This is a genomic window from Taishania pollutisoli, assembly GCF_014518315.1.
Classification (GTDB): domain Bacteria; phylum Bacteroidota; class Bacteroidia; order Flavobacteriales_D; family Crocinitomicaceae; genus Taishania; species Taishania pollutisoli.
The window spans coordinates 168,244-187,923 of the sequence record NZ_JACVEL010000003.1 but is presented as its reverse complement, the minus strand read 5'-3'; the positions used below and the strand labels follow the sequence as shown (position 1 = coordinate 187,923).

The 19,680-nt window shown below is 41.7% G+C and carries 17 protein-coding genes; 10 read left to right on the top strand and 7 right to left on the bottom strand.

What is annotated here, in order from left to right:
* The first annotated feature begins 102 nt into the window (after positions 1 to 102).
* The 3 genes from H9Y05_RS06230 to rnhA all read left to right on the top strand — a co-directional run bounded on the left by H9Y05_RS06230 (position 103) and on the right by rnhA (position 6,011).
* Complete coding sequence (locus H9Y05_RS06230; protein ID WP_216713782.1) at positions 103 to 1,998, top strand: T9SS type A sorting domain-containing protein; 1,896 nt, start codon at positions 103 to 105, stop codon at positions 1,996 to 1,998.
* Positions 1,999 to 2,118: 120 nt separating this feature from the next.
* A complete protein-coding gene (gene ileS, locus H9Y05_RS06225; RefSeq protein ID WP_216713781.1) occupies positions 2,119 to 5,526 on the top strand; it encodes an isoleucine--tRNA ligase in 3,408 nt (1,135 codons plus the stop codon).
* 11 nt (positions 5,527 to 5,537) lie between these two features.
* Complete coding sequence (gene rnhA / locus H9Y05_RS06220; protein ID WP_216713780.1) at positions 5,538 to 6,011, top strand: ribonuclease HI; 474 nt, start codon at positions 5,538 to 5,540, stop codon at positions 6,009 to 6,011.
* Positions 6,012 to 6,019: 8 nt separating this feature from the next.
* On the opposite strand, the gene H9Y05_RS06215 is transcribed toward rnhA, so the two are convergent.
* From H9Y05_RS06215 to H9Y05_RS06205, 3 genes are all read right to left on the bottom strand, one after another.
* Complete coding sequence (locus H9Y05_RS06215) at positions 6,020 to 6,718, bottom strand: CTP synthase (protein WP_163490176.1); 699 nt, start codon at positions 6,716 to 6,718, stop codon at positions 6,020 to 6,022.
* Positions 6,719 to 6,760: 42 nt separating this feature from the next.
* The gene (locus H9Y05_RS06210) at positions 6,761 to 7,393 is read right to left on the bottom strand and encodes a hypothetical protein (protein WP_163490177.1); all 633 of its coding nucleotides are present in this window, start codon (positions 7,391 to 7,393) and stop codon (positions 6,761 to 6,763) included.
* Between the two features lie 107 nt (positions 7,394 to 7,500).
* Positions 7,501 to 7,821: a hypothetical protein gene (locus tag H9Y05_RS06205; protein ID WP_216713779.1), complete on the bottom strand. Its 321-nt coding sequence runs from the start codon at positions 7,819 to 7,821 to the stop codon at positions 7,501 to 7,503.
* A 96-nt stretch (positions 7,822 to 7,917) separates the two neighbouring features.
* Between H9Y05_RS06205 and H9Y05_RS06200 the strand changes: the two genes are divergently transcribed.
* Both H9Y05_RS06200 and H9Y05_RS06195 read left to right on the top strand, forming a co-directional pair.
* A complete protein-coding gene (locus H9Y05_RS06200; protein WP_163490179.1) occupies positions 7,918 to 9,210 on the top strand; it encodes an aminopeptidase P N-terminal domain-containing protein in 1,293 nt (430 codons plus the stop codon).
* Positions 9,203 to 9,964, top strand: a complete 762-nt coding sequence (locus tag H9Y05_RS06195) for an alpha/beta fold hydrolase (RefSeq protein WP_216713778.1) — start codon at positions 9,203 to 9,205, stop codon at positions 9,962 to 9,964. Before H9Y05_RS06200 ends, H9Y05_RS06195 begins: the two co-directional genes overlap by 8 nt.
* Here the strand turns inward: H9Y05_RS06195 and dprA are convergent.
* On the bottom strand, positions 9,961 to 11,094 hold the full coding sequence (dprA, locus tag H9Y05_RS06190) for a DNA-processing protein DprA (RefSeq protein ID WP_216713777.1): 1,134 nt from the start codon (positions 11,092 to 11,094) through the stop codon (positions 9,961 to 9,963). The two genes, H9Y05_RS06195 and dprA, sit on opposite strands and share 4 nt — an antisense overlap.
* 12 nt (positions 11,095 to 11,106) lie before the next feature.
* Between dprA and H9Y05_RS06185 the strand changes: the two genes are divergently transcribed.
* The 5 genes from H9Y05_RS06185 (at position 11,107) to H9Y05_RS06165 (ending at position 16,506) form a co-directional block, all read left to right on the top strand.
* Complete coding sequence (locus H9Y05_RS06185; RefSeq protein ID WP_216713776.1) at positions 11,107 to 13,473, top strand: TonB-dependent receptor; 2,367 nt, start codon at positions 11,107 to 11,109, stop codon at positions 13,471 to 13,473.
* 3 nt (positions 13,474 to 13,476) lie between these two features.
* Entirely contained in the window at positions 13,477 to 14,205 is a 729-nt protein-coding gene (gene kdsB, locus H9Y05_RS06180; protein WP_216713775.1) for a 3-deoxy-manno-octulosonate cytidylyltransferase, read from the top strand.
* A gap of 303 nt (positions 14,206 to 14,508) precedes the next feature.
* On the top strand, positions 14,509 to 15,153 hold the full coding sequence (locus H9Y05_RS06175) for an outer membrane beta-barrel protein (RefSeq protein WP_163490184.1): 645 nt from the start codon (positions 14,509 to 14,511) through the stop codon (positions 15,151 to 15,153).
* Positions 15,129 to 15,713: an outer membrane beta-barrel protein gene (locus H9Y05_RS06170; RefSeq protein ID WP_163490185.1), complete on the top strand. Its 585-nt coding sequence runs from the start codon at positions 15,129 to 15,131 to the stop codon at positions 15,711 to 15,713. Before H9Y05_RS06175 ends, H9Y05_RS06170 begins: the two co-directional genes overlap by 25 nt.
* A 46-nt stretch (positions 15,714 to 15,759) precedes the next feature.
* Positions 15,760 to 16,506, top strand: coding sequence for a lysophospholipid acyltransferase family protein (locus tag H9Y05_RS06165; RefSeq protein ID WP_163490186.1), 747 nt, complete (start codon positions 15,760 to 15,762; stop codon positions 16,504 to 16,506).
* Positions 16,507 to 16,796: 290 nt separating this feature from the next.
* Here the strand turns inward: H9Y05_RS06165 and mnmG are convergent, their stop codons facing one another.
* The 3 genes from mnmG to H9Y05_RS06150 all read right to left on the bottom strand — a co-directional run bounded on the left by mnmG (position 16,797) and on the right by H9Y05_RS06150 (position 19,675).
* A complete protein-coding gene (gene mnmG, locus H9Y05_RS06160; protein WP_163490187.1) occupies positions 16,797 to 18,668 on the bottom strand; it encodes a tRNA uridine-5-carboxymethylaminomethyl(34) synthesis enzyme MnmG in 1,872 nt (623 codons plus the stop codon).
* Between the two features lie 144 nt (positions 18,669 to 18,812).
* On the bottom strand, positions 18,813 to 19,226 hold the full coding sequence (gene ybeY, locus H9Y05_RS06155) for an rRNA maturation RNase YbeY (protein ID WP_216713774.1): 414 nt from the start codon (positions 19,224 to 19,226) through the stop codon (positions 18,813 to 18,815).
* A gap of 38 nt (positions 19,227 to 19,264) precedes the next feature.
* Entirely contained in the window at positions 19,265 to 19,675 is a 411-nt protein-coding gene (locus H9Y05_RS06150; RefSeq protein WP_163490189.1) for an ATP-binding protein, read from the bottom strand.
* Between the last annotated feature and the right edge of the window lie 5 nt (positions 19,676 to 19,680).

The window sequence follows — 19,680 nt, the reverse complement described above, 5'->3', positions numbered from 1 at the left end:
CCTGTTAAATAGTAATCCAAATTTAACACCATTTTTTCAAATACATTTTGTTATTGATTTGTTAAAAAATCACTAATTTCAGACCTATTAAATGTTAAAACTATGAAAAAACAATTACTTATTCTCTCCTCGCTAGCAATAGCCGGAAACTCGTTCTCACAAGTTCTGTTGAACGAGGCATTTGAATCAGGTCTTCCGGGAACCTGGTCTAAAACGACCCTCGCCACCGATGGTGGATGGAAGAATGGAGCCGCAGCTGCATTGTCAAGTTCTAATTATGCATTTAGTACAACAAACGCAACTAAATTTATGGGAACAAACGATGATGCCTGCAACTGTAATAAAAGTGCGGATCGGCTGATTTCCCCCTCTATGGACTTTACAAGTCCCGGAAATTACCGATTGAGCGCCGACCTTTATTTCCAAAAAGGTACGTACCAGGGAAAAACAGAAGTGGGAACAATCGAAATTTCTACAGATGGCGGAGCTACCTGGACCGTATTAAGAAATCTTACAGCAGTTGAAGACTGGCGCGTGGAATCCGTCGACTTATCCACGTATGCCGGAAACAGTGATGTAAAGATCTCCTTTCTGTACAACGACGGAACAGGCTGGTTGTTTGGAATGGGGGTTGATAACGTAACTGTTTTCATTCCGCAACCAGATGATGCGAAATTAGTTTCGACATCTGTGAATCGCTATTCGTTGATCAATAACAATAACACATTGTCTTTGAATGTAAACAACAACGGTTCAAATGCAATTACTTCGTTGGAAGTTTCCTGGAATGACGGAACGGCTCATACAGCTACCATTCCGGTAAATATTGCTGCGGGAGCATCAGCGAATGTTAACCACACTACTCCGGTTAATTATCCGACGGCTAACACATACGATATTGATGTTGTAATATCACAGGTAAACGGAAATGCGGATTCCAATCCAAGCGATAATACGGGAAGCACAATCATTACAACATTATCTCAATCACCTGTAAAAAAGGTAATCATTGAAGAAGGTACGGGAACATGGTGTGGATGGTGTCCGCGCGGTGCCGTTGCAATGGACTACATGGAAGCAACATACCCGGATCGATTCATTGGAATTGCGGTTCACAACGGAGACCCGATGACCGTTTCTGCTTATGACAACGGGGCAAGTTTTGGCGGATATCCTTCTGCAAATGTTGACCGGTCAATGTTGGATGTAGGAGTTTCACAAGCCAGCTTTGTTTCTTATTACAATGCAAGAAAAGATTTAGTGGTTCCTGTTGCCGTTGCCGGTACAGCTACTGCTTCCGGATCTGCTGTTACTGTAGATGTAAATGCAACGTTCTATTCCAACTTCCCTTCTGCTAATTACAGATTAGGAGTTATTGTTGTGGAAGATGGTGTTACCGGAACAGGAAGCGGTTACAACCAGGTAAACTATTATGCTAATAATGCAAATGGTGCAATGGGTGGTTACGAAAGCCTTCCAAGCCCTGTACCTGCTGCTCAAATGGTATACAACCACGTGGGAAGAGCTTTGTTGGGCGGATACAACGGACAATCCGGATCTGTTCCTACATCAATTACGGACGGGCAAGTAGTAAATTATTCATTTACATACAACGTTCCGTCAACATCTAACATTAACAACATGCATGGTGTTGCTGTTGTAATTGACAATGCAACAGGAGAAATCATCAATGCGAATAAAATTGATTTCCCTGCAGGTAATAGTGGTTTAAGTGTTAAGGATGTTGAAACAATCGATATGACTGTCTTCCCGAACCCTGCGTCTGAGAAATTGAATGTTGGATTTGAAGCAAAAGGAGGAAATTACACCATTGAAATCACGGATCTTCAGGGAAGAATTGTTGTTTCTGAAGCGTTTACAAATTTATCCGGTGCTCAGTCAATTGAATTGAACACAAGCGCTTTGAAAACAGGAAATTATTTAATCAGTGTTGCTCAGGAAGGAGCTTCATTTACAAAAATGATTGCTATCAAATAAAAAAACAACAGCCTATTTTTTATAACGGGAGGCGGGTCAATAGGCTCGCCTCTTGCTTTTTTACCCGTTAAAAAACAATAAATGATTATCTTTGTAGCTTGAATTATTCCAATTAATTAAATGAGCAAAAAATACCAGGAATACAAGGGGTTAAATTTGCCCAATGTAGCAAAAACCGTAATGGAAAAGTGGGATACCCAACAGGTGTTCGAACAATCCGTAACTTCACGTGAAGGAAAAAAACCGTATGTTTTCTTTGAAGGACCTCCTTCGGCAAATGGTCTTCCGGGAATTCATCACGTCATGGCCCGCTCTATTAAGGATATTTTCTGCCGTTACCAAACCTTGAAAGGCTTCCAGGTAAAACGAAAAGCCGGCTGGGATACACATGGTTTACCGGTTGAATTAGGTGTGGAAAAAGAATTGGGGATTACCAAAGAAGACATCGGTACAAAAATTTCTGTCGAAGATTACAACACGGCGTGTAAAAATGCCGTCATGCGCTATACTGATATCTGGAATAACCTGACGAAAAAAATGGGTTACTGGGTAGACATGGATCACCCTTACATTACCTATGAACCAAAATACATGGAGTCTGTATGGTGGTTGTTGGGTGAGTTATACAAGAAAAATTTACTGTACAAAGGATATACCATCCAACCCTATTCACCAAAAGCCGGAACAGGATTGTCTTCTCATGAGTTGAATCAGCCAGGGTGCTACCGGGATGTAACCGATACAACAGTTGTTGCTCAATTCAAGGTTGTCGGGGGAACTGTTTCCCCGTTTGGAGGAGGAACGTTCCGGGAAGACACTTATTTCCTTGCCTGGACAACAACACCATGGACGCTACCGTCAAATACCGCTTTGACCGTAGGTCCGAAAATTGACTATGTTTTGATCAAGACGTTCAACCAATACACTTTTCGTGAAATACATGTGATTCTTGCGAAAAATCTGGTGAATTATCAATTCGGAGGAAAATATACCATTGCTGAAACAGAAGAAGAATTAACAGCTTATTCGAAAGAGGACAAGAAAATTCCTTACCTCATCGTGGGTGAATGTACCGGAGCGGATCTGGTAGGGATCCGTTACGAGCAATTATTACCATATGCATTACCGTATGAAAACGCTGAAAACGCATTTCAGGTAATTCCGGGAGATTTTGTTACAACAGAAGACGGTACGGGAATCGTTCACACAGCCCCTACATTCGGTGCAGATGACGCGAAAGTGGCTGCAGATGCCGGCGTACCGGGAATGCTGGTACTGGATGAGCATGAAAAAGCTGTTCCATTGGTTGATTTACAGGGAAGATTCCGTCCTGAGATGGGAGAATTTGCCGATATGTATGTCAAAAATGACTACTACAATGACGGTGAAGCTCCTGAAAAGTCTGCAGATGTACAACTTGCCATTAAACTAAAGGAAGAAAACAAGGCCTTTAAGGTTGAAAAATATGTACACAGCTATCCGCATTGCTGGAGAACCAATAAACCGGTTCTTTATTATCCGCTGGACTCCTGGTTTATTCGTGTGACCAATGTCAAGGAACGTATGATCGCATTGAACAACACCATCAACTGGAAACCGGAATCTACGGGTTCAGGGCGCTTTGGAAAATGGCTGGAAAATGCAAATGACTGGAATTTATCCCGTTCCCGTTACTGGGGAATTCCTATTCCTATCTGGAGAACGGAGGATGGTTCGGAAGAGGTTTGTATTTCATCTGTTGAACAGCTAAAAAACGAATGTGACAAAGCTGTTCAGGCAGGTATCATGTCTTCGAATCCACTGGCTGATTTTGAAGCAGGAAACATGGCAGATGAAAACTATGCGAAAATAGATCTTCACAAGAACTACGTTGATAGCATTGTACTGGTAAGCGAATCCGGGAAACCGATGAAACGGGAAGCGGATTTGTGTGACGTTTGGTTTGACTCCGGATCAATGCCGTATGCACAGTGGCACTACCCGTTTGAAAACAAAGAATTAATTGACAATAGTTTAAGTTTTCCTGCTGATTTCATTGCTGAAGGTGTTGACCAGACGCGTGGGTGGTTCTATACCCTGCACGCGATTGCAACAATGGTTTTTGATTCTGTAGCGTATAAAAACGTTGTTTCCAACGGATTGGTACTGGATAAAAACGGACAAAAAATGTCGAAAAGTGTAGGAAATACGGTGGACCCGTTTGAAACCCTTTCGACATACGGACCGGACGCCACACGCTGGTACATGATTACCAATGCACAACCGTGGGATAACCTGAAGTTTGATACAGAAGGAATCACAGAAGTACAACGCAAATTCTTTGGTACACTCTACAATACCTATTCGTTTTTTACATTGTATGCCAATATCGATGGGTTTAACTACCGGGAAGCGGACATTACATTGGAAAAAAGACCGGAGATCGACCGTTGGATTTTATCCAAATTGAACACATTGATCAACGAAGTCGACGAATCATTCGGAACGTATGAACCAACACGTGCAGGACGTTTGATCCAGGAATTCGTAACCGATCAGTTGTCTAACTGGTATGTACGTTTGGGTCGTCGTCGCTTCTGGAAAAGTGAAGATTCACAAGATAAAATTTCTGCTTATCAAACGTTGTACACCTGTCTGGAAACCGTCGCAATCCTTGGTTCCCCGATTGCGCCATTCTTCATGGATCAGTTGTTCAGTGACCTGAATGCCGTAACCAATCGCCATTCAGTTGTCTCTGTTCACCTGGCTGATTTTCCGAAAGTGGACAAAGCAGTCATCAACGAGCGATTAGAAGCTCAAATGGACATCGCTCAGCGCATTTCTTCGCTTGTTCTTGGCATCCGCAAGAAAGAGCGTCTGAAAGTGCGTCAGCCGCTTCAAAAAATCATTGTTCCGGTTTTGAACAAGACATTTGCTTCCGACCTGGAGCACGTGAAAGATTTGATTTTATCGGAAGTAAACATAAAAGAACTGGATTTACTGGAAGAAGGAAACGGGATGTTTGTGAAACAAATCAAACCGAACTTCAAAACCATCGGACCGAAGTACGGAAAACAAATGAAGGCCATTGCAACAATGGTGGGACAATTCTCCCAGGATGATATTGCTGCCGTAGAAGGAAATAAAGGGTGGACAGGAGTGATTGAAGGAGTGGAAATCAACCTTGATCTGAACGATTTCGAAATCGTTGCTCAGGACATTCCCGGATGGCTGGTAAGTTCAGAAGACGGAATCACCGTAGCCCTGGACAGCACCATTACCGAGGAGTTAAAGCAGGAGGGAATTGCGCGGGAATTAATCAACCGGGTACAGAACCTGCGTAAAGATTCCGGGCTGGAGGTAACGGATAAAATTGTTTTAAAAATCGATACGTCTGAAACCATTCAACGTGCATTGAATGTCAACAAAGTATACATCTGCAATGAAGTACTCGCCGTTGATATTCAATTTGAAGCATTGAACGGAGAAGCATTGAGCATCGACCTGGAGCAAGAGGCAGACACCAGAATTACACTTACAAAAAGTTAGACAAACAGGACGTGATCGTTGAAATCTATACCGACGGAGCAGCAAAAGGAAACCCCGGAAACGGTGGTTACGGTGCCATTCTACGGTTTGGAAACAAAGAAAAGGAATTGTCTCAGGGGTTCAGGAGAACAACAAACAACCGGATGGAATTGCTGGCAGTGATTGTTGCCCTGGAAAATTTGAAATCCAACACTTATCCTGTCGTTGTCTATTCCGATTCCAAATACGTTGTGGATGCCGTAACTAAAAATTGGCTGTTTGGTTGGGTTAAAAAAGATTTCAAAGGTAAAAAAAACAAAGATTTATGGCTTCGTTACCTCCGGGCAGCGAAGCCTTTTCAGATTCGTTTTGAATGGGTTCGTGGTCACAACGGACATCCGGAAAACGAGCGCTGCGATCGCCTGGCTGTTGCTGCAGCTGAAAGTCCCGGTTTACTTATTGATGAAGAATTTGAACGTGCAGAAGCGGCCGGTTTTAATGACTAAACCTGCTGTTAATAGAGCTTATCTACCGATTTTTCACTCACGGCCATACATGCCTTGATAAAGGTATAGACGAGCGGATGGGGCAATTCCCGGGTGGATGAAATTTGCGGACAATAACCACAGGCTACAAAAAAAGGATGATTTTTAAGGCTGATAATCTCCGGATCTTCAAATTGGTTATATGCTTCTATATCTATTGACTCCTGTACCAGCTGTTCTATTACCTGCGGATAAATACTGTACCTGGATGACGATAACTCAAATGTCGTATGATTCTCCAGTAGTTTTATAAACGCCTTTGAATGAGGGACAATTGTTACTTTTTCAAATGTATTTCCCTCTACCAGGTTATCTGAGATTAATTTTTCCTTCCCTGAGTTCAACTGGTCGTTATTGATCAATACCTCAACAAAAGATTTAAAACTCTCTCCGGTAAGTAAGGTCGGTATTTTCAATTGACTCAAGCTCTTAATAATTCCATGCAGAAAAAATGGATTACTTACCGGTCCGGGTGCGATCCACACACCGTCATACTGTTCCAGTCGGCTGGTTTTCAGCAATACTGCTTCATTCAGTTTCAACCAATAATAACTGACATCAACCTCTAAAAACAAACCGGAATGATCCAGCGACAGATTTGTTGCCTGGTGTGAATAATAGGTAAAATTGTAATCACCTATAATTGCTATTTTCAGCGCATGACTCATGGAGCATGAAAAAAAGCCGCTCAAAAAGAACGGCTCTGATTTTTATCTTTTATACCAACCTGTATATACTGCATCTGTAACTGTCATCGTATTTGTAACATTTACCTGCAGTACCGGATCGTAATACGTATAAGAAACCTCCGTGTCAAAATTAACTTTAAACTTCGCGTAATCTCCGGAACTGTCTGATTCGATGGCCATCGAAGAATAAGCAACATTACCCAATGTGCCCGATTTCCATTCTCTTCCCGCCCCGTCTGTGTATGTGAAAACAAAACCGGACAGACCGTTTGTACTGAAAACAGGAGTTTGGTTTAACCCGGATGTATAAAAACTTTCAAATGCGTTCAATGTAGGACGCTCGGATGCATTCCAGTCAAAAACAATACTTCCGTGTCCGATATTTACTTTCTGTGATGTTTGTGTTGATTCAAAAATAGAGTGGTATACTGCACTGTCCAGCGTACTTGCATTGATAATTAAGTCAACACCCGATGTGCCCGAAAACCCGTTCACGTTCTGTGTTAGTTCAAGATCCGACCCGTTAATTTTTGCATAAAAATGATTTTTTAAATCAACCTTGGGTTCCGGAGCCGGGATAATTTCACGTTTGTTGCAGGAAAAAATCAACACACCCAAAGCTGCTATAGTAAAAAGTCGCATACAGTATTTCATCGTTCTAGTTTTTTAGTATTATAAGGGCATTACCACTCATAAAGAGGCAACTCCGCGAACTAAAAGTACGAAATAATTTTATATTAGTTACAAACAAATGAATATTATTAGGCTCTGATTAATTTTTTCAAGCTTCCGAATGAAAGAAAAGACAAGTCCACCTGTTGATTTTCCAGCTGTTCAGCATCCAAAACAGTTTGAAAATAATCATTTCCTAAATATTCTTCATTGAACAAGTCTGAAACAGAAATATCGGGATTCTGGCGTTGCAATTGGTTCAATAGCGTATTCAATTCCGTAAAAGATATAAACATTTCACTCATATATGACAAATGTCCCTTGAATGTTTCGCCTTTAATTAATACTTTCGTATCTGCATTATCAAAGATAATAGACGCTATTCTTATTGTTGCCGGCTGTGTGTTCATACTGTTGTTTTTAATGATTACAGTACAAAGTTCCACCACCACAACGTAAGTTTATTACGTTCTGAAAATTTAGCTGAATTTATAAATAAAAAAGTTATGAAATACCACCGTATCAATAAGGATTTGTTTATTAACAACCGGAAGCGTTACACCGAACAAATGGAGTCAAATGCCCTTGCAATTTTTAATTCGAATGATATTTATCCAATCAGTGCAGACAGTACGATGCCGTTTCAGCAACACCGTGATATCTTTCATTTGTCGGGTGTAGATCAGGAAGAAAGCGTATTGGTTTTATTCCCGGATTGCAAAAATGAAGCACATCGTGAAATTTTGTTTTTACGTGAAACCAACGAGCACATCGCTGTTTGGGAAGGTGAAAAACTGACAAAAGACGCTGCTTTCGAGGTCTCGGGGATTAAAACAGTTTACTGGTTGTCACAAATGGACAACATCCTGAACACATTATTGGCAGAGGCAGACAAAATCTACATCAATACGAATGAACACTTACGTGCAAACACAGAAGTGGAAACACGCGAAGATCGTTTTACAAAGAAATTACTGGCAAAATACCCTGCTCATCAGGTTCGTAAAAGTGCTCCGATCATGCACAGAATCCGCTCCATCAAACATCCGGTTGAGCTGGAATTGATGCAAACAGCCTGCAACATTACGGAAAAAGGATTCCGAAGATTACTTTCCTTTATCCAACCGGGAGTTTGGGAATATGAAATTGAAGCGGAATTATTGCACGAATTTATCCGCAACCGTTCCAAAGGATTTGCCTATACTCCCATTGTTGCTTCAGGACCGAATGCGAATGTACTTCACTACATTGAAAACAACCAGGAGTGTAAAGCAGGAGATGTAATTTTACTGGATGTTGCAGCGGAATATGCCAATTACGCATCTGACTTGTCCCGTTCTGTTCCTGTCAGCGGACGATTCACGGCACGTCAGCGCCAGGTGTATGACGCAGTGCTTCACGTGAAAAAAGAAGCAGAAAAGCTATTGGTTCCCGGAACGATGATGGCCGATTACCACAAGGAGGTGGGATTGATCATGCAGGATCAGTTGGTACAACTCGGATTGATTGATCAGACAGACATTAAAAACCAGGATCCGGCATGGCCTGCTTACAAGAAATATTTCATGCACGGAACATCTCACTTCATCGGGTTGGATACACACGATGTTGGTTTGTGGAACGAACCGATCAAAGCAGGAATGGTATTTACATGTGAACCGGGAATCTACATTCCGCAGGAAGGCTTGGGAATTCGTCTGGAAGACAACCTGGTTGTTCAGGAAAACGGAGCTCCGTTCAACCTGATGAAAAACATTCCGATCGAAGCAGAGGAAATTGAAACATTGATGAATGCATAATTCTCAATTGTTTCACAAATGGGTCCCCAACAAAGGAAGCATTGAAAATCCGTTGGTATTGATTCATGGTTTTCTGGAAAGCCATACAATTTGGTATCAGCTGCCATTAAGTAAATTAAACCGACCGGTACTTCTTCTTGATGTGCCGGGTTTCGGTAAAAGTGATTTATTAGACGACAACCATCCATCCATTGCTTATTTTGCACAGGAAATTGACGCTTTATTAACAGATTATAAGGTAAATACTTGTCAGATTATCGGGCATTCAATGGGAGGATATATTGGTTTGGAGCTGTTGGAAAAAACAACACGTGTTCGAAAAGTAACGCTACTCAACTCCAATTTCTGGACCGATTCCGATCAGAAAAAGAAAGACCGTACACGTGTTGCGGATATTCTTCTGAAATCAAAAAATTTGTTTGTTTCTGAGGCTATTCCCAATTTGTTTTTAAATCCTGAACAGCACAAGGAAACGATTGATGCCTTGATCCAGGAGGCAAAAACAGGAACCGCGGAATGGTATGCGTATGCTTCACTTGCCATGCGGGAACGACGCGATTTCACTTCATTTTTGAGAGAACATCCGGAAAAAGTTGAAATTATCCAGGGAGACCAGGATGCTTTAATTCCTTTGTCTGCAATGGAAGAACGCTGTTTCGGATGGAAAACGATTCACGTGGTAAAAAATTCAGGTCATATGTCTTTATTTGAGCAACCCGGAGAAGTACTATCACTTCTCAACACAATCCTTTAAACCAACCGGCACCTGTTTCCCGGCACAGAAGCAATTAAACCGTTCATTTCCAATTGAAACAACAAAACGCTTAACGCAGAGGAAGGTACATTCAGTTGCATCGCCATAGTATCAATGTTCATTTGCCCCTGGGTTTCCAATAACCGGACAATGTGCAGCTCTTCTTGTGTTAAAGACGGAAAAACGGACCGCTGAACAGGATGTTTAACTTCCAGATCCCAACCCATTTTTTTCAGAAAATCGGCCCCGGATCGAATGAGGTGTGCTTTGTTTGTTGAAATAAGGACATTGCAACCTTCTGAGTTTTCATCAAATATATTTCCCGGATAAGCAAACACATCACGGTTGTAATCGTTTGCTAACTCAGCCGTGATCAGAGATCCTCCTTTTACCTTACTTTCCACAACGATCGTTGCATCACACATTCCTGCAACAATCCGGTTCCGCATCGGAAAATTTTCCCGATCCGGCTTGGTAGTAGGCGGGTATTCGGAAATTAAACCTCCTTTTTCCAACATTTTCATGGCTGTTGAACGGTGCAACTGAGGATAAATAATTTCCAATCCATGTGCCATCACACCTATCGTTTCTACTCCGTATTGCAGACAGAGCTGATGAATGGTGATATCAATTCCGTACGCCATGCCACTGACAACTACAATATTCGTTCCCGCAAATTGTTGGATCAACTCTGAACAGATGCGCTTTCCGTATTCACTCGCATCCCGGGTTCCCACAATTGCCACAAAACGCGTATTATTCAAATCAATGTTTCCTTTTGTATAAAGCATTAACGGAGCATCTTCGCATTGTTTTAATCTTCTCGGGTATCGCGGATCGGTGTAAAAGATGAACTCAATCTTATGTTGTTCCAATAAATCCAGCAGTTTCCCGGATTCCTGTATCGCTTCTTCCCGTTTCATTTTCTTCAGCACATTGAGTGAAAAACCTGTTTGTTGCGCAAGGTTTTTTAATGGAAGATTAAAAATAGCTGCCTCATTTTCTACTGATTGAAGCAATTGTTTTGTCTTGATGGAACCGAATCCATGCAATTGGGTCAGTGCAATTTGATAGTGTGGTTTCGTGTAAATCAAAATTTTGTATACTTTAGGCACCTTGAATATAATCATTATTACCAAAATATGAAACAACTCTCTTTATTATTTTTCTTAAGTCCGTTTGTTTTATTTTCACAGGTAACTGGCTCTGTAAAAGACAAAACGACGAGAGAATCCCTTATTGGAGCCAAGGTTTTTGCTTCCAACAATCAGCAGTCGATAAGTGATGTAGACGGTAAATTTGTGATTCAGACAACTCTTCCGGATTTTCCGTTAACGGTGGTGACAACGATGGTTGGTTATGAAAATGACACGTTGGTTGTTCAACAGGCAGGAGACATTATTATCTATCTTTCGGAACCATCAAAAACAATCGAAACCATTGTCGTTACAGCAGGAAGAAGGGGGCAAAAAATAGAAGAAGTAACGATTTCAATGGATGTTTTAAAACCGGAATTAATTGACAATAAAGGGTTCCGGGATTTAGAAGATGCGATCGGTCAGACTCCGGGCGTACACACCATGGACGGACAGGTCAGCATTCGTGGCGGATCGGGATTTGCGTACGGTGCGGGAAGCCGTGTCATGTTGCTGTGGAATGGAATGCCCTTATTAACAGCTGATGCCGGTGACGCAAAGTTTAATTCCGTACCAATGGAATCCGCATCTCAAATAGAAGTGATCAAAGGAGCTTCCTCTGTGCTATATGGAAGTGGTGCATTGAACGGCATCATTTCACTCAGTGAGCGGGAACCAACAACAAAAGGAGAAACACGGGTAAAAATTCAACATGGAATTTACGACAACCCCAAGCGGGCATCTCTGAAATGGTGGAGCTCAAACCCGACATTTCACATGGCGGAGATCTACCATGGAAAAATGTACAAGAAGTTCGGTTTTACTGTCTCTGCTAACGGAGTAAGTGCCGACGGATACAGACAAGGAGAGGATGAGGACCGCGGACGCATTACCGGAACATTGTTTTTTCTTCCGCAAAAAGTGCGTGGATTAAAGGCCGGAATCGGATTCAATGCTCAATTGCAACGCAACACGAATTTCATTATCTGGCAGAGTGACTCACTGGGTTATCAGCCAAGCGGAGGTGCTGTTCCGGGAGATTCCGCCTCCACACTGGGTCATTTCCGGGGAATCCGCATCAATGTTGATCCATATGTGCGCTATGTCGACAAATACAACAACACACATTCCCTGAAGACACGGATGTATTATGTACAAAATAAAAACATTTACAACCCGGGGCAAACATCTTCTTCCGTTGTTTCATACGCTGACTACCAGTTTCAACGTAAATATGCTTTTGGCATGACGCTGACGACCGGTTTAACAGGAGTATACAACTGGGTCAATTCCAACCTGTACGGTCAGCACAATTCCATTAACAGTGCCTTGTACCTTCAATTGGAACAAAAACTCTGGGAAAAACTCGACCTGACGGCCGGTGTGCGTGCTGAATATTTTGAACAGGACGGAAGACAGGGTGATTCCCATTTTTATTTCAAAGATTCTACAGCCAAGCTTCCTGTTTACCCGATTTTCAGAGCTGGCATTCATTACGAGCCCGTCAAAGGAACCCATCTCCGTACTTCTTATGGACAGGGAATTCGCTACCCATCTGTAGCAGAACGTTATACCGTAACCAATGTAGGGGCTTTGAATATTTTTCCGAATGCCAACCTGACACCGGAAAAAGGATGGGCGGCAGAGATCGGAATCAAACAAATCATTCCGATTGGAAGGAACTGGAAAGGAATTATTGACGTAGCAGGATTCATCAATCATTATGAAAACATGATGGAGTTTGAATTCGGTATCTATAATCCGGACACCATTCCGTTGAGCATCAATCCCAGTGATCCGGGATTTCTGGGAAAATGGATCGGGTTTCGGGCTGCCAACAATGAATCCGCACGGATCACAGGGCTCGAAACTTCATTTTCTTCTATCGGAACCATCGGAAACGTAGAAATTGCTTCGTTGATCGGGTATACCTACATGGATCCTGTTTCTTTGAACCGGGATTCTTCGTATGTTACCAGTTTATCAAGCTATGAGATTGCTGAGGACGGAACACCAACCTGGGACAATACACTGAAGTACCGTTTCCGTCATCTGTTCCGCGGCGACATTGAAGTTACCTGGAAAGGAATCGGCTTAGGTTTCTCTGCTCGCTACAATAGCCGGGTCGTAAATATCGACCGGGTGTTTGAAGAAAGCATCGTGGGTACCGAAATTCTACCGGGTCTGAAAGAATACCGTAAAAATTACGACAACGGGGCTCTGGCATTTGACGCACGTGTAGCCTATAAGTTTTTGCAACACTACCGGTTTTCGTTTATTGTCAACAACTTCTTAAATGCCGAATACACTACACGGCCGGGAGACATTCAGGCTCCCCGCAGTTTTATGATTCAATTTCAAGCAACGTTTTAACCAATGAAAGCAGTAGGTATTATCCCGTCCCGTTATGCATCTTCCCGGTTTCCGGGCAAACCCCTTATCGACCTGAAAGGAAAATCAATGATTCAGCGGGTATATGAAAATGCATCCAAAGCAACGTTATTGGATGAGGTAATTGTTGCAACAGACGACCAGCGGATTTATGATCACGTACTCGGATTCGGGGGAAAAGTACGCATGACAGCGGAGCACCATCCCAGCGGTACAGACAGGTGTGGTGAAGTTGCCAGGGAAATCGAAGCCGATATCATTATCAATATCCAGGGAGACGAACCGCTGGTTAATCCCAACCAATTAGATGCCCTTTTAAGCGCGTTTAACGATCCCGCGGTACACATTGCAACACTTGGCTCCCCGAACATCTCTTCCGACGATTTAACCAATCCCAACCGCATTAAAATCGTAACCAATGCATTTGGTAATGCGCTTTACTTTTCCCGCAGCGCTGTTCCGAACGATTTTCATTTTAAAGGAAACGCACAAACCTTTTATCCGTTTTTAAAACACATCGGGCTATATGCCTATCGAAAGTCCTGCCTGTTGGAATTAGTTCTCCTGGAGCCATCCAAGCTGGAACAGGTTGAATCGCTGGAGCAACTTCGCTGGTTGTATTACGGTTATTCCATTCGTGTGATAGAGACCTCTATTGAAACGCCCAATATTGACGTTCCGGAAGATGTAGAAAAGGTATTGAATCTCCTTTAAAACTTGTTTTTGAATGAGCTGTGTATTTAAACCACATAGCGCACATAGTACATAGAGAAAGTCTGTAGGAGAAAATAGTGACACATAGTAGCTAACTTCGTCAGCTAAGAGAAGATCATTTTTTTCTATGGCTCTACGTGGTTAAAAAATGGGCCAACCAAAGATTGTACATAATAGAACTTGTGACACAAGCCCCTAATTTCGTGGGCTGGATAGATGTTTAGAATGGTTCAATATTACAAAATAGCACAATAAGTTTGTTGTTGATTCCGTTACAATAGAACCATCGCTAAAACATTCATCATGAAAGTCTTATCTTTTATGCTTGCGCTTTTACTCGGAGTGCATTGTCAGAATTCCTATGCACAGGAATTACCTATCAAAACCAATCAAGGAGGTTTATTTTCTATTGGTCTTCGTTCTACCACCAGTATTTTTGAACACAAGGATTTCGGAATTAATGGCTTCGGTTATGGTGGTCAATTGAGACTACAGTTTGCCAATCGCCTGAATACAGAATGGTTTGCCGATTATATGCGGGGTAATATCAATAACCTGGCTAGCCGCACGGATTATCACATCGGATGGAGTGTCATGTATTACTTTACCGATAAAGTGGCGCCACCCGTAAAACCTTATATCATTGCCGGACATTGCTTTGACAAAACGGAATTGGTGGATAATTCTGACAGAAGTAACCGAATCTCAAAAAACAGTTCTGCCATTCAGGCCGGTGGTGGTGTACACTTCAATATAACGGAGCGGATGGATATCACATTTGTTGCCCAATACATGTTTCACCTCGGTCCGGATGTGCATGCGCACATTGAAAATGAACAGGTCATGCTTCACCGGGAAAAAGGAACCGGAATAGAAGGGCACTTGTTGTTAAATCTTGGTATTAACTATAAAATTGCAGACTTATGGCACGGAAAAAAGAAAAAATAAGCGTTCGGATTTTGCTTCTTTTCTGCTTATTCGGATCAACGGCTATGAGTCAGCAGCCTGGTTATATCAACCCGGGATTGTTGAGTGCTTCGACAACCCTCTCTCCGGCCGTTATGCTCAACAGAAGTGAGGTTAATTATTACGTAACCGGATTTTTGGAAGGAAGAATCGACAAACACATCAGTTTACGGGGAGAATTGCATTACATGCTTGGAAATGCCAATGACAAATTCCTGAAAAATAACCTGCGCAGCACATTTGGGATTCAGTATGGAATTCCGTTCGGTAATTTTGAATTACACGTGGGGTTTGCTCCCGGATTTTCTGTTATGCAATCCACTATTGATCCATCCAATACAGAATTTACCCCGTCTGCCCAGTTCAATTTCGGTGCGCGCTTTTATGTATGGAAACTCTTCCATTTCTTTACAAACATCAGCTATGTCCATTCAAAAATGAACAATCTTGACCGCGTTAACGGGATGTCAGACGAGTTAATGTTTTCTGTAGGATTGGGGCTTAATTTTCAGGTATTGAAAAAGTATCGTCAGCAACAATAAAAGGAGTAAACAACATTTTTTTACGTACTTTTAGCATGTGAAAATCGTGTTGGGAATAATCTATTTTGTTTACAAACTCTATCTGGGAATTCTATTCTCATTGACGGCATTGTTGTTTTACCCGTTTTTAGCATTCACAACTACCCGGGAAAAATATCACAAAGCTGCTTTTAACGGATTCGCTTTCTGGAGTATTTTATTCCGGATTCTTGCATTGTGGCCCTTGAAATTAAATCGTTCCGAAAAAGACCTTCCGAAAGGACCGTTTATCATTGTAGCCAATCATGCTTCGTATGCCGATATTTTCATCACACCTTCCTTGTTTTTACACCACCCACACCTGTTTCTGGGAAAGAGTGAAATTTTATCCTATCCCCTGATCCGCACGTATTTCAAGAATTACAACATTCCTGTTTTTCGTGATAATAAAATAAAAGCTGCGAAATCATTGATTGTAGCACGAAAAAAATTGAAAGCAGGATGGTCACTGATTATCTTTCCGGAAGGGGGGATTCCCGATCATGTACGCCCGAATATGCTACCATTTAAGGACGGCGCATTTATACTGGCAAAAGAAATGAATGTTCCGATTTTGCCCGTGACATTTGTAAACAATTATCGTTTGTTTACAGACCCGACCGATTTGTCAGGTTCTTGTCGCCCGGGATTTTCGAAAGTGGTTCTTCATCCGATTATCGAACCGGAAGAAATTCAGGAAAAATCAGTAGAAGAAATAAAAGACAAAGCATTCAATTTAATCAATGGAGCATTACCTGTTTCACGTGAAAAATAAACCTGCACTTCATTTTTAGCAGGAAAAGAAAAAATGATCTTAAAAGTTGGTCCTGAAAGAACCAAAACAGCGTTTTTTTTCGATTTAAGCACACTTTAAGACACTCGGAAGGAAAACACCTTAGAAGGGTGTCGTTCGTCGATTTTGGAGGACGTGTTTTTTGAGTAATTAAAAACAACTAATAAATTAATTATCAGTTAGTTAAATAAAAAATGGTTATCCTCCCCCCTTTATCCCCTCCAAAAAGGAAATAAAATCTATCGCAGGAAGAAAATGGGGGTGGGAAAATATTACCTTCCTAAAGTAATCAACAAAACAGAAATATCACTCGGACTCACTCCTGAAATCCGTGATGCTTGTCCGATGGTTGCCGGTCGGATTTTTGTCAACTTTTCTTTTGATTCGGATGAAATACTTTTCAAGGAAAAATAATCCATCGAATCCGGAATTTTGACATCTTCCAGTCGACTCATTTTTGCAGCCACTTCTTCTTCCCGCTGAATGTATCCTTCATACTTCAACTGAATTTCTGTCTGCATAACGATATCCGGGTGTACAGCCGTCAATTCCTGAGCCAGTACCTTTGATTCATTGCTTACGGGCAGTAAATCTTCCATCCCTATGTTCGGGCGTGAAATCAGTGAACTCAGTTTCACCTGCTGGGAAACTTCCGAACTGCTTTTTTCTCTCAGCACTGGATTAATCACATCCGGGGTTACTCCTTCCTTTCTCAACGATTGCTTCAATGCTTCCGTTCCTTTGAGTTTCTCCTCTACCCTTCTCAATGCTTCATCATCCTGTAGTCCGATGGCATGCGCCAAAGGTGTCAGACGAATATCTGCATTGTCCTGACGCAACAAAATCCGGTATTCCGCACGACTGGTAAACATCCGGTATGGTTCTTTCGTTCCTTTTGTAATCAGGTCATCAATCAACACACCGATATATGCTTCGTTCCGTGTGAGGATAAACGGACTTTCTTCTTTGATTTTTCTGGCCGCATTGATTCCTGCCATCAATCCCTGACTTGCTGCTTCTTCATACCCGGTAGTACCATTGATTTGTCCGGCAAAATAAAGATTTTCGATCAGTTTAGTTTCCAGTGTGTGCTTTAATTGCGTTGGCGGAAAATAATCGTATTCGATGGCATATCCCGGTCGGAACATTCTCACTTGTTCAAATCCGGGAATTGTTTTCATCGCAGCCAACTGCACTTCTTCCGGCAGGGAGGTACTAAACCCGTTTACATAAATCTCGACGGTATTCCACCCTTCCGGTTCCACAAAAATCTGGTGGCGGTCCCGGTCAGCAAAGCGATTGATTTTATCTTCAATACTCGGACAATATCTTGGTCCCGTACTTTTGATTGCTCCATTGAACATTGGTGATCGGTCAAAACCGGTTCGCAACAATTCATGTGTTTCCGTATTGGTGTACGTGATGTGACATGGTCGTTGTACTTCCAATGCTTTTGTATTTCCATAACTGAATTTGGAAGGATTTTCATCTCCGGGTTGTTCTTCCATTTTAGAGTAATCCAGAGATCGTCCATCCACACGGGGGGGGGTTCCTGTTTTCATTCTTCCGGATTCAAATCCGAACTGAATCAAATCTTCAGTGATTCCAGTCGCTGCTTTTTCTGCTGCACGTCCTCCGCCAAATTGTTTTTCTCCCAGGTGAATCAATCCATTCAAAAATGTACCGTTTGTCAACACAACGGCCTTTGATCGGATTTCAATTCCCATCTGAGTTTTCACTCCCACAATTTTATCCCCTTCCACGATCAACCCGTTGCACATGTCCTGCCAGAAATCCACATTCGGATTTCGTTCCAGCAACAAACGCCATTCCTCTGCAAACTTCATACGATCATTTTGCGTGCGCGGCGACCACATCGCAGGTCCTTTTGACAGGTTGAGCATTCGGAACTGAATTGCACTCAAATCGGAAACAATCCCAGAACCTCCTCCCAATGCATCAATTTCCCGGACAATTTGTCCTTTTGCCACTCCACCCATTGCCGGGTTACAGCTCATCTGAGCAATGGTATTCATATTCATTGTCACCAACAACACACTACATCCCATCTTAGCAGCAGCATTTGCAGCCTCACAACCGGCATGACCGGCACCCACAACAATTATATCGTATTCTTTTAACATTCGAAATTTTAAAATGTTTCACGTGAAACAATCTCCCGTGAAAAATAAAGTACAAAATTAGATAAAAACCAAGAGATAAAATAAAAAACGAACAGAATAAAAACAGTGTTTATGCATAGTAATGTTTCACGTGAAACATTACAATTAAATTAATTGTAACATTTGATCTTCTTTCGCACGCATCATCTGTTCTTCAGATTCTGATTTATCTTTATACCCACACAGATGTAAAACACCATGAACCACTACCCGATTCAATTCATGCAAAAAAGAAACGTTATTTTCTACTGCATTTTCACTCACGCGATCGACAGAAATAAATAAATCACCACTTACAAAGTCGTCTTCCGAATAATCAAACGTGATAATATCTGTATAATAATCGTGATCCAGGTATTGCTGATTAACGGTCAACAAATGTTCATCAGAAGTAAAAATCAAAGAAATATCTCCCAACTTTTTCTTTTCAAGGTTTGCCACCTGATCCAACCAGGATTCATAAAAATCGGGGTTCAGTTCTGTTAAAGTCTCTATTTCTTCAAAAAAAATATCTATCATAAAAGGAGTATTCTATTTATCACTGTAAGAAACGCAGTTTATTTATTAAAATAGATGATTACCCGTTTACCGTTGTTTTCAAATTCAACTTCATCTGCCAGGTTTTTCATCAGAAAAATGCCTCGTCCATTTTCCTTTTCCAGGTTTTCAGGAGCCGTCGGATCAGGTAATGTCGTATAATCAAATCCCATTCCTTCATCTTCCACACTAAAACAGAAAGACCCCGGGTTTTCGGCAGACTTGATAAATACCTGGGCGTTGGTTGTGTTTCTATTTCCATGTAAAATGGCATTATTGACAGCTTCAGTAACTGCAATCAATACATTTCCGAAACTTTCTCCCACTCCCATTTTGAAACAAACTGTATCGATGAGTGTTTCTACTTTTGGCATGGATTCAAAATTGGACGGAATGGATAATTCTTCTATTACGGTAAAGCCTTCCTTCATTTTTA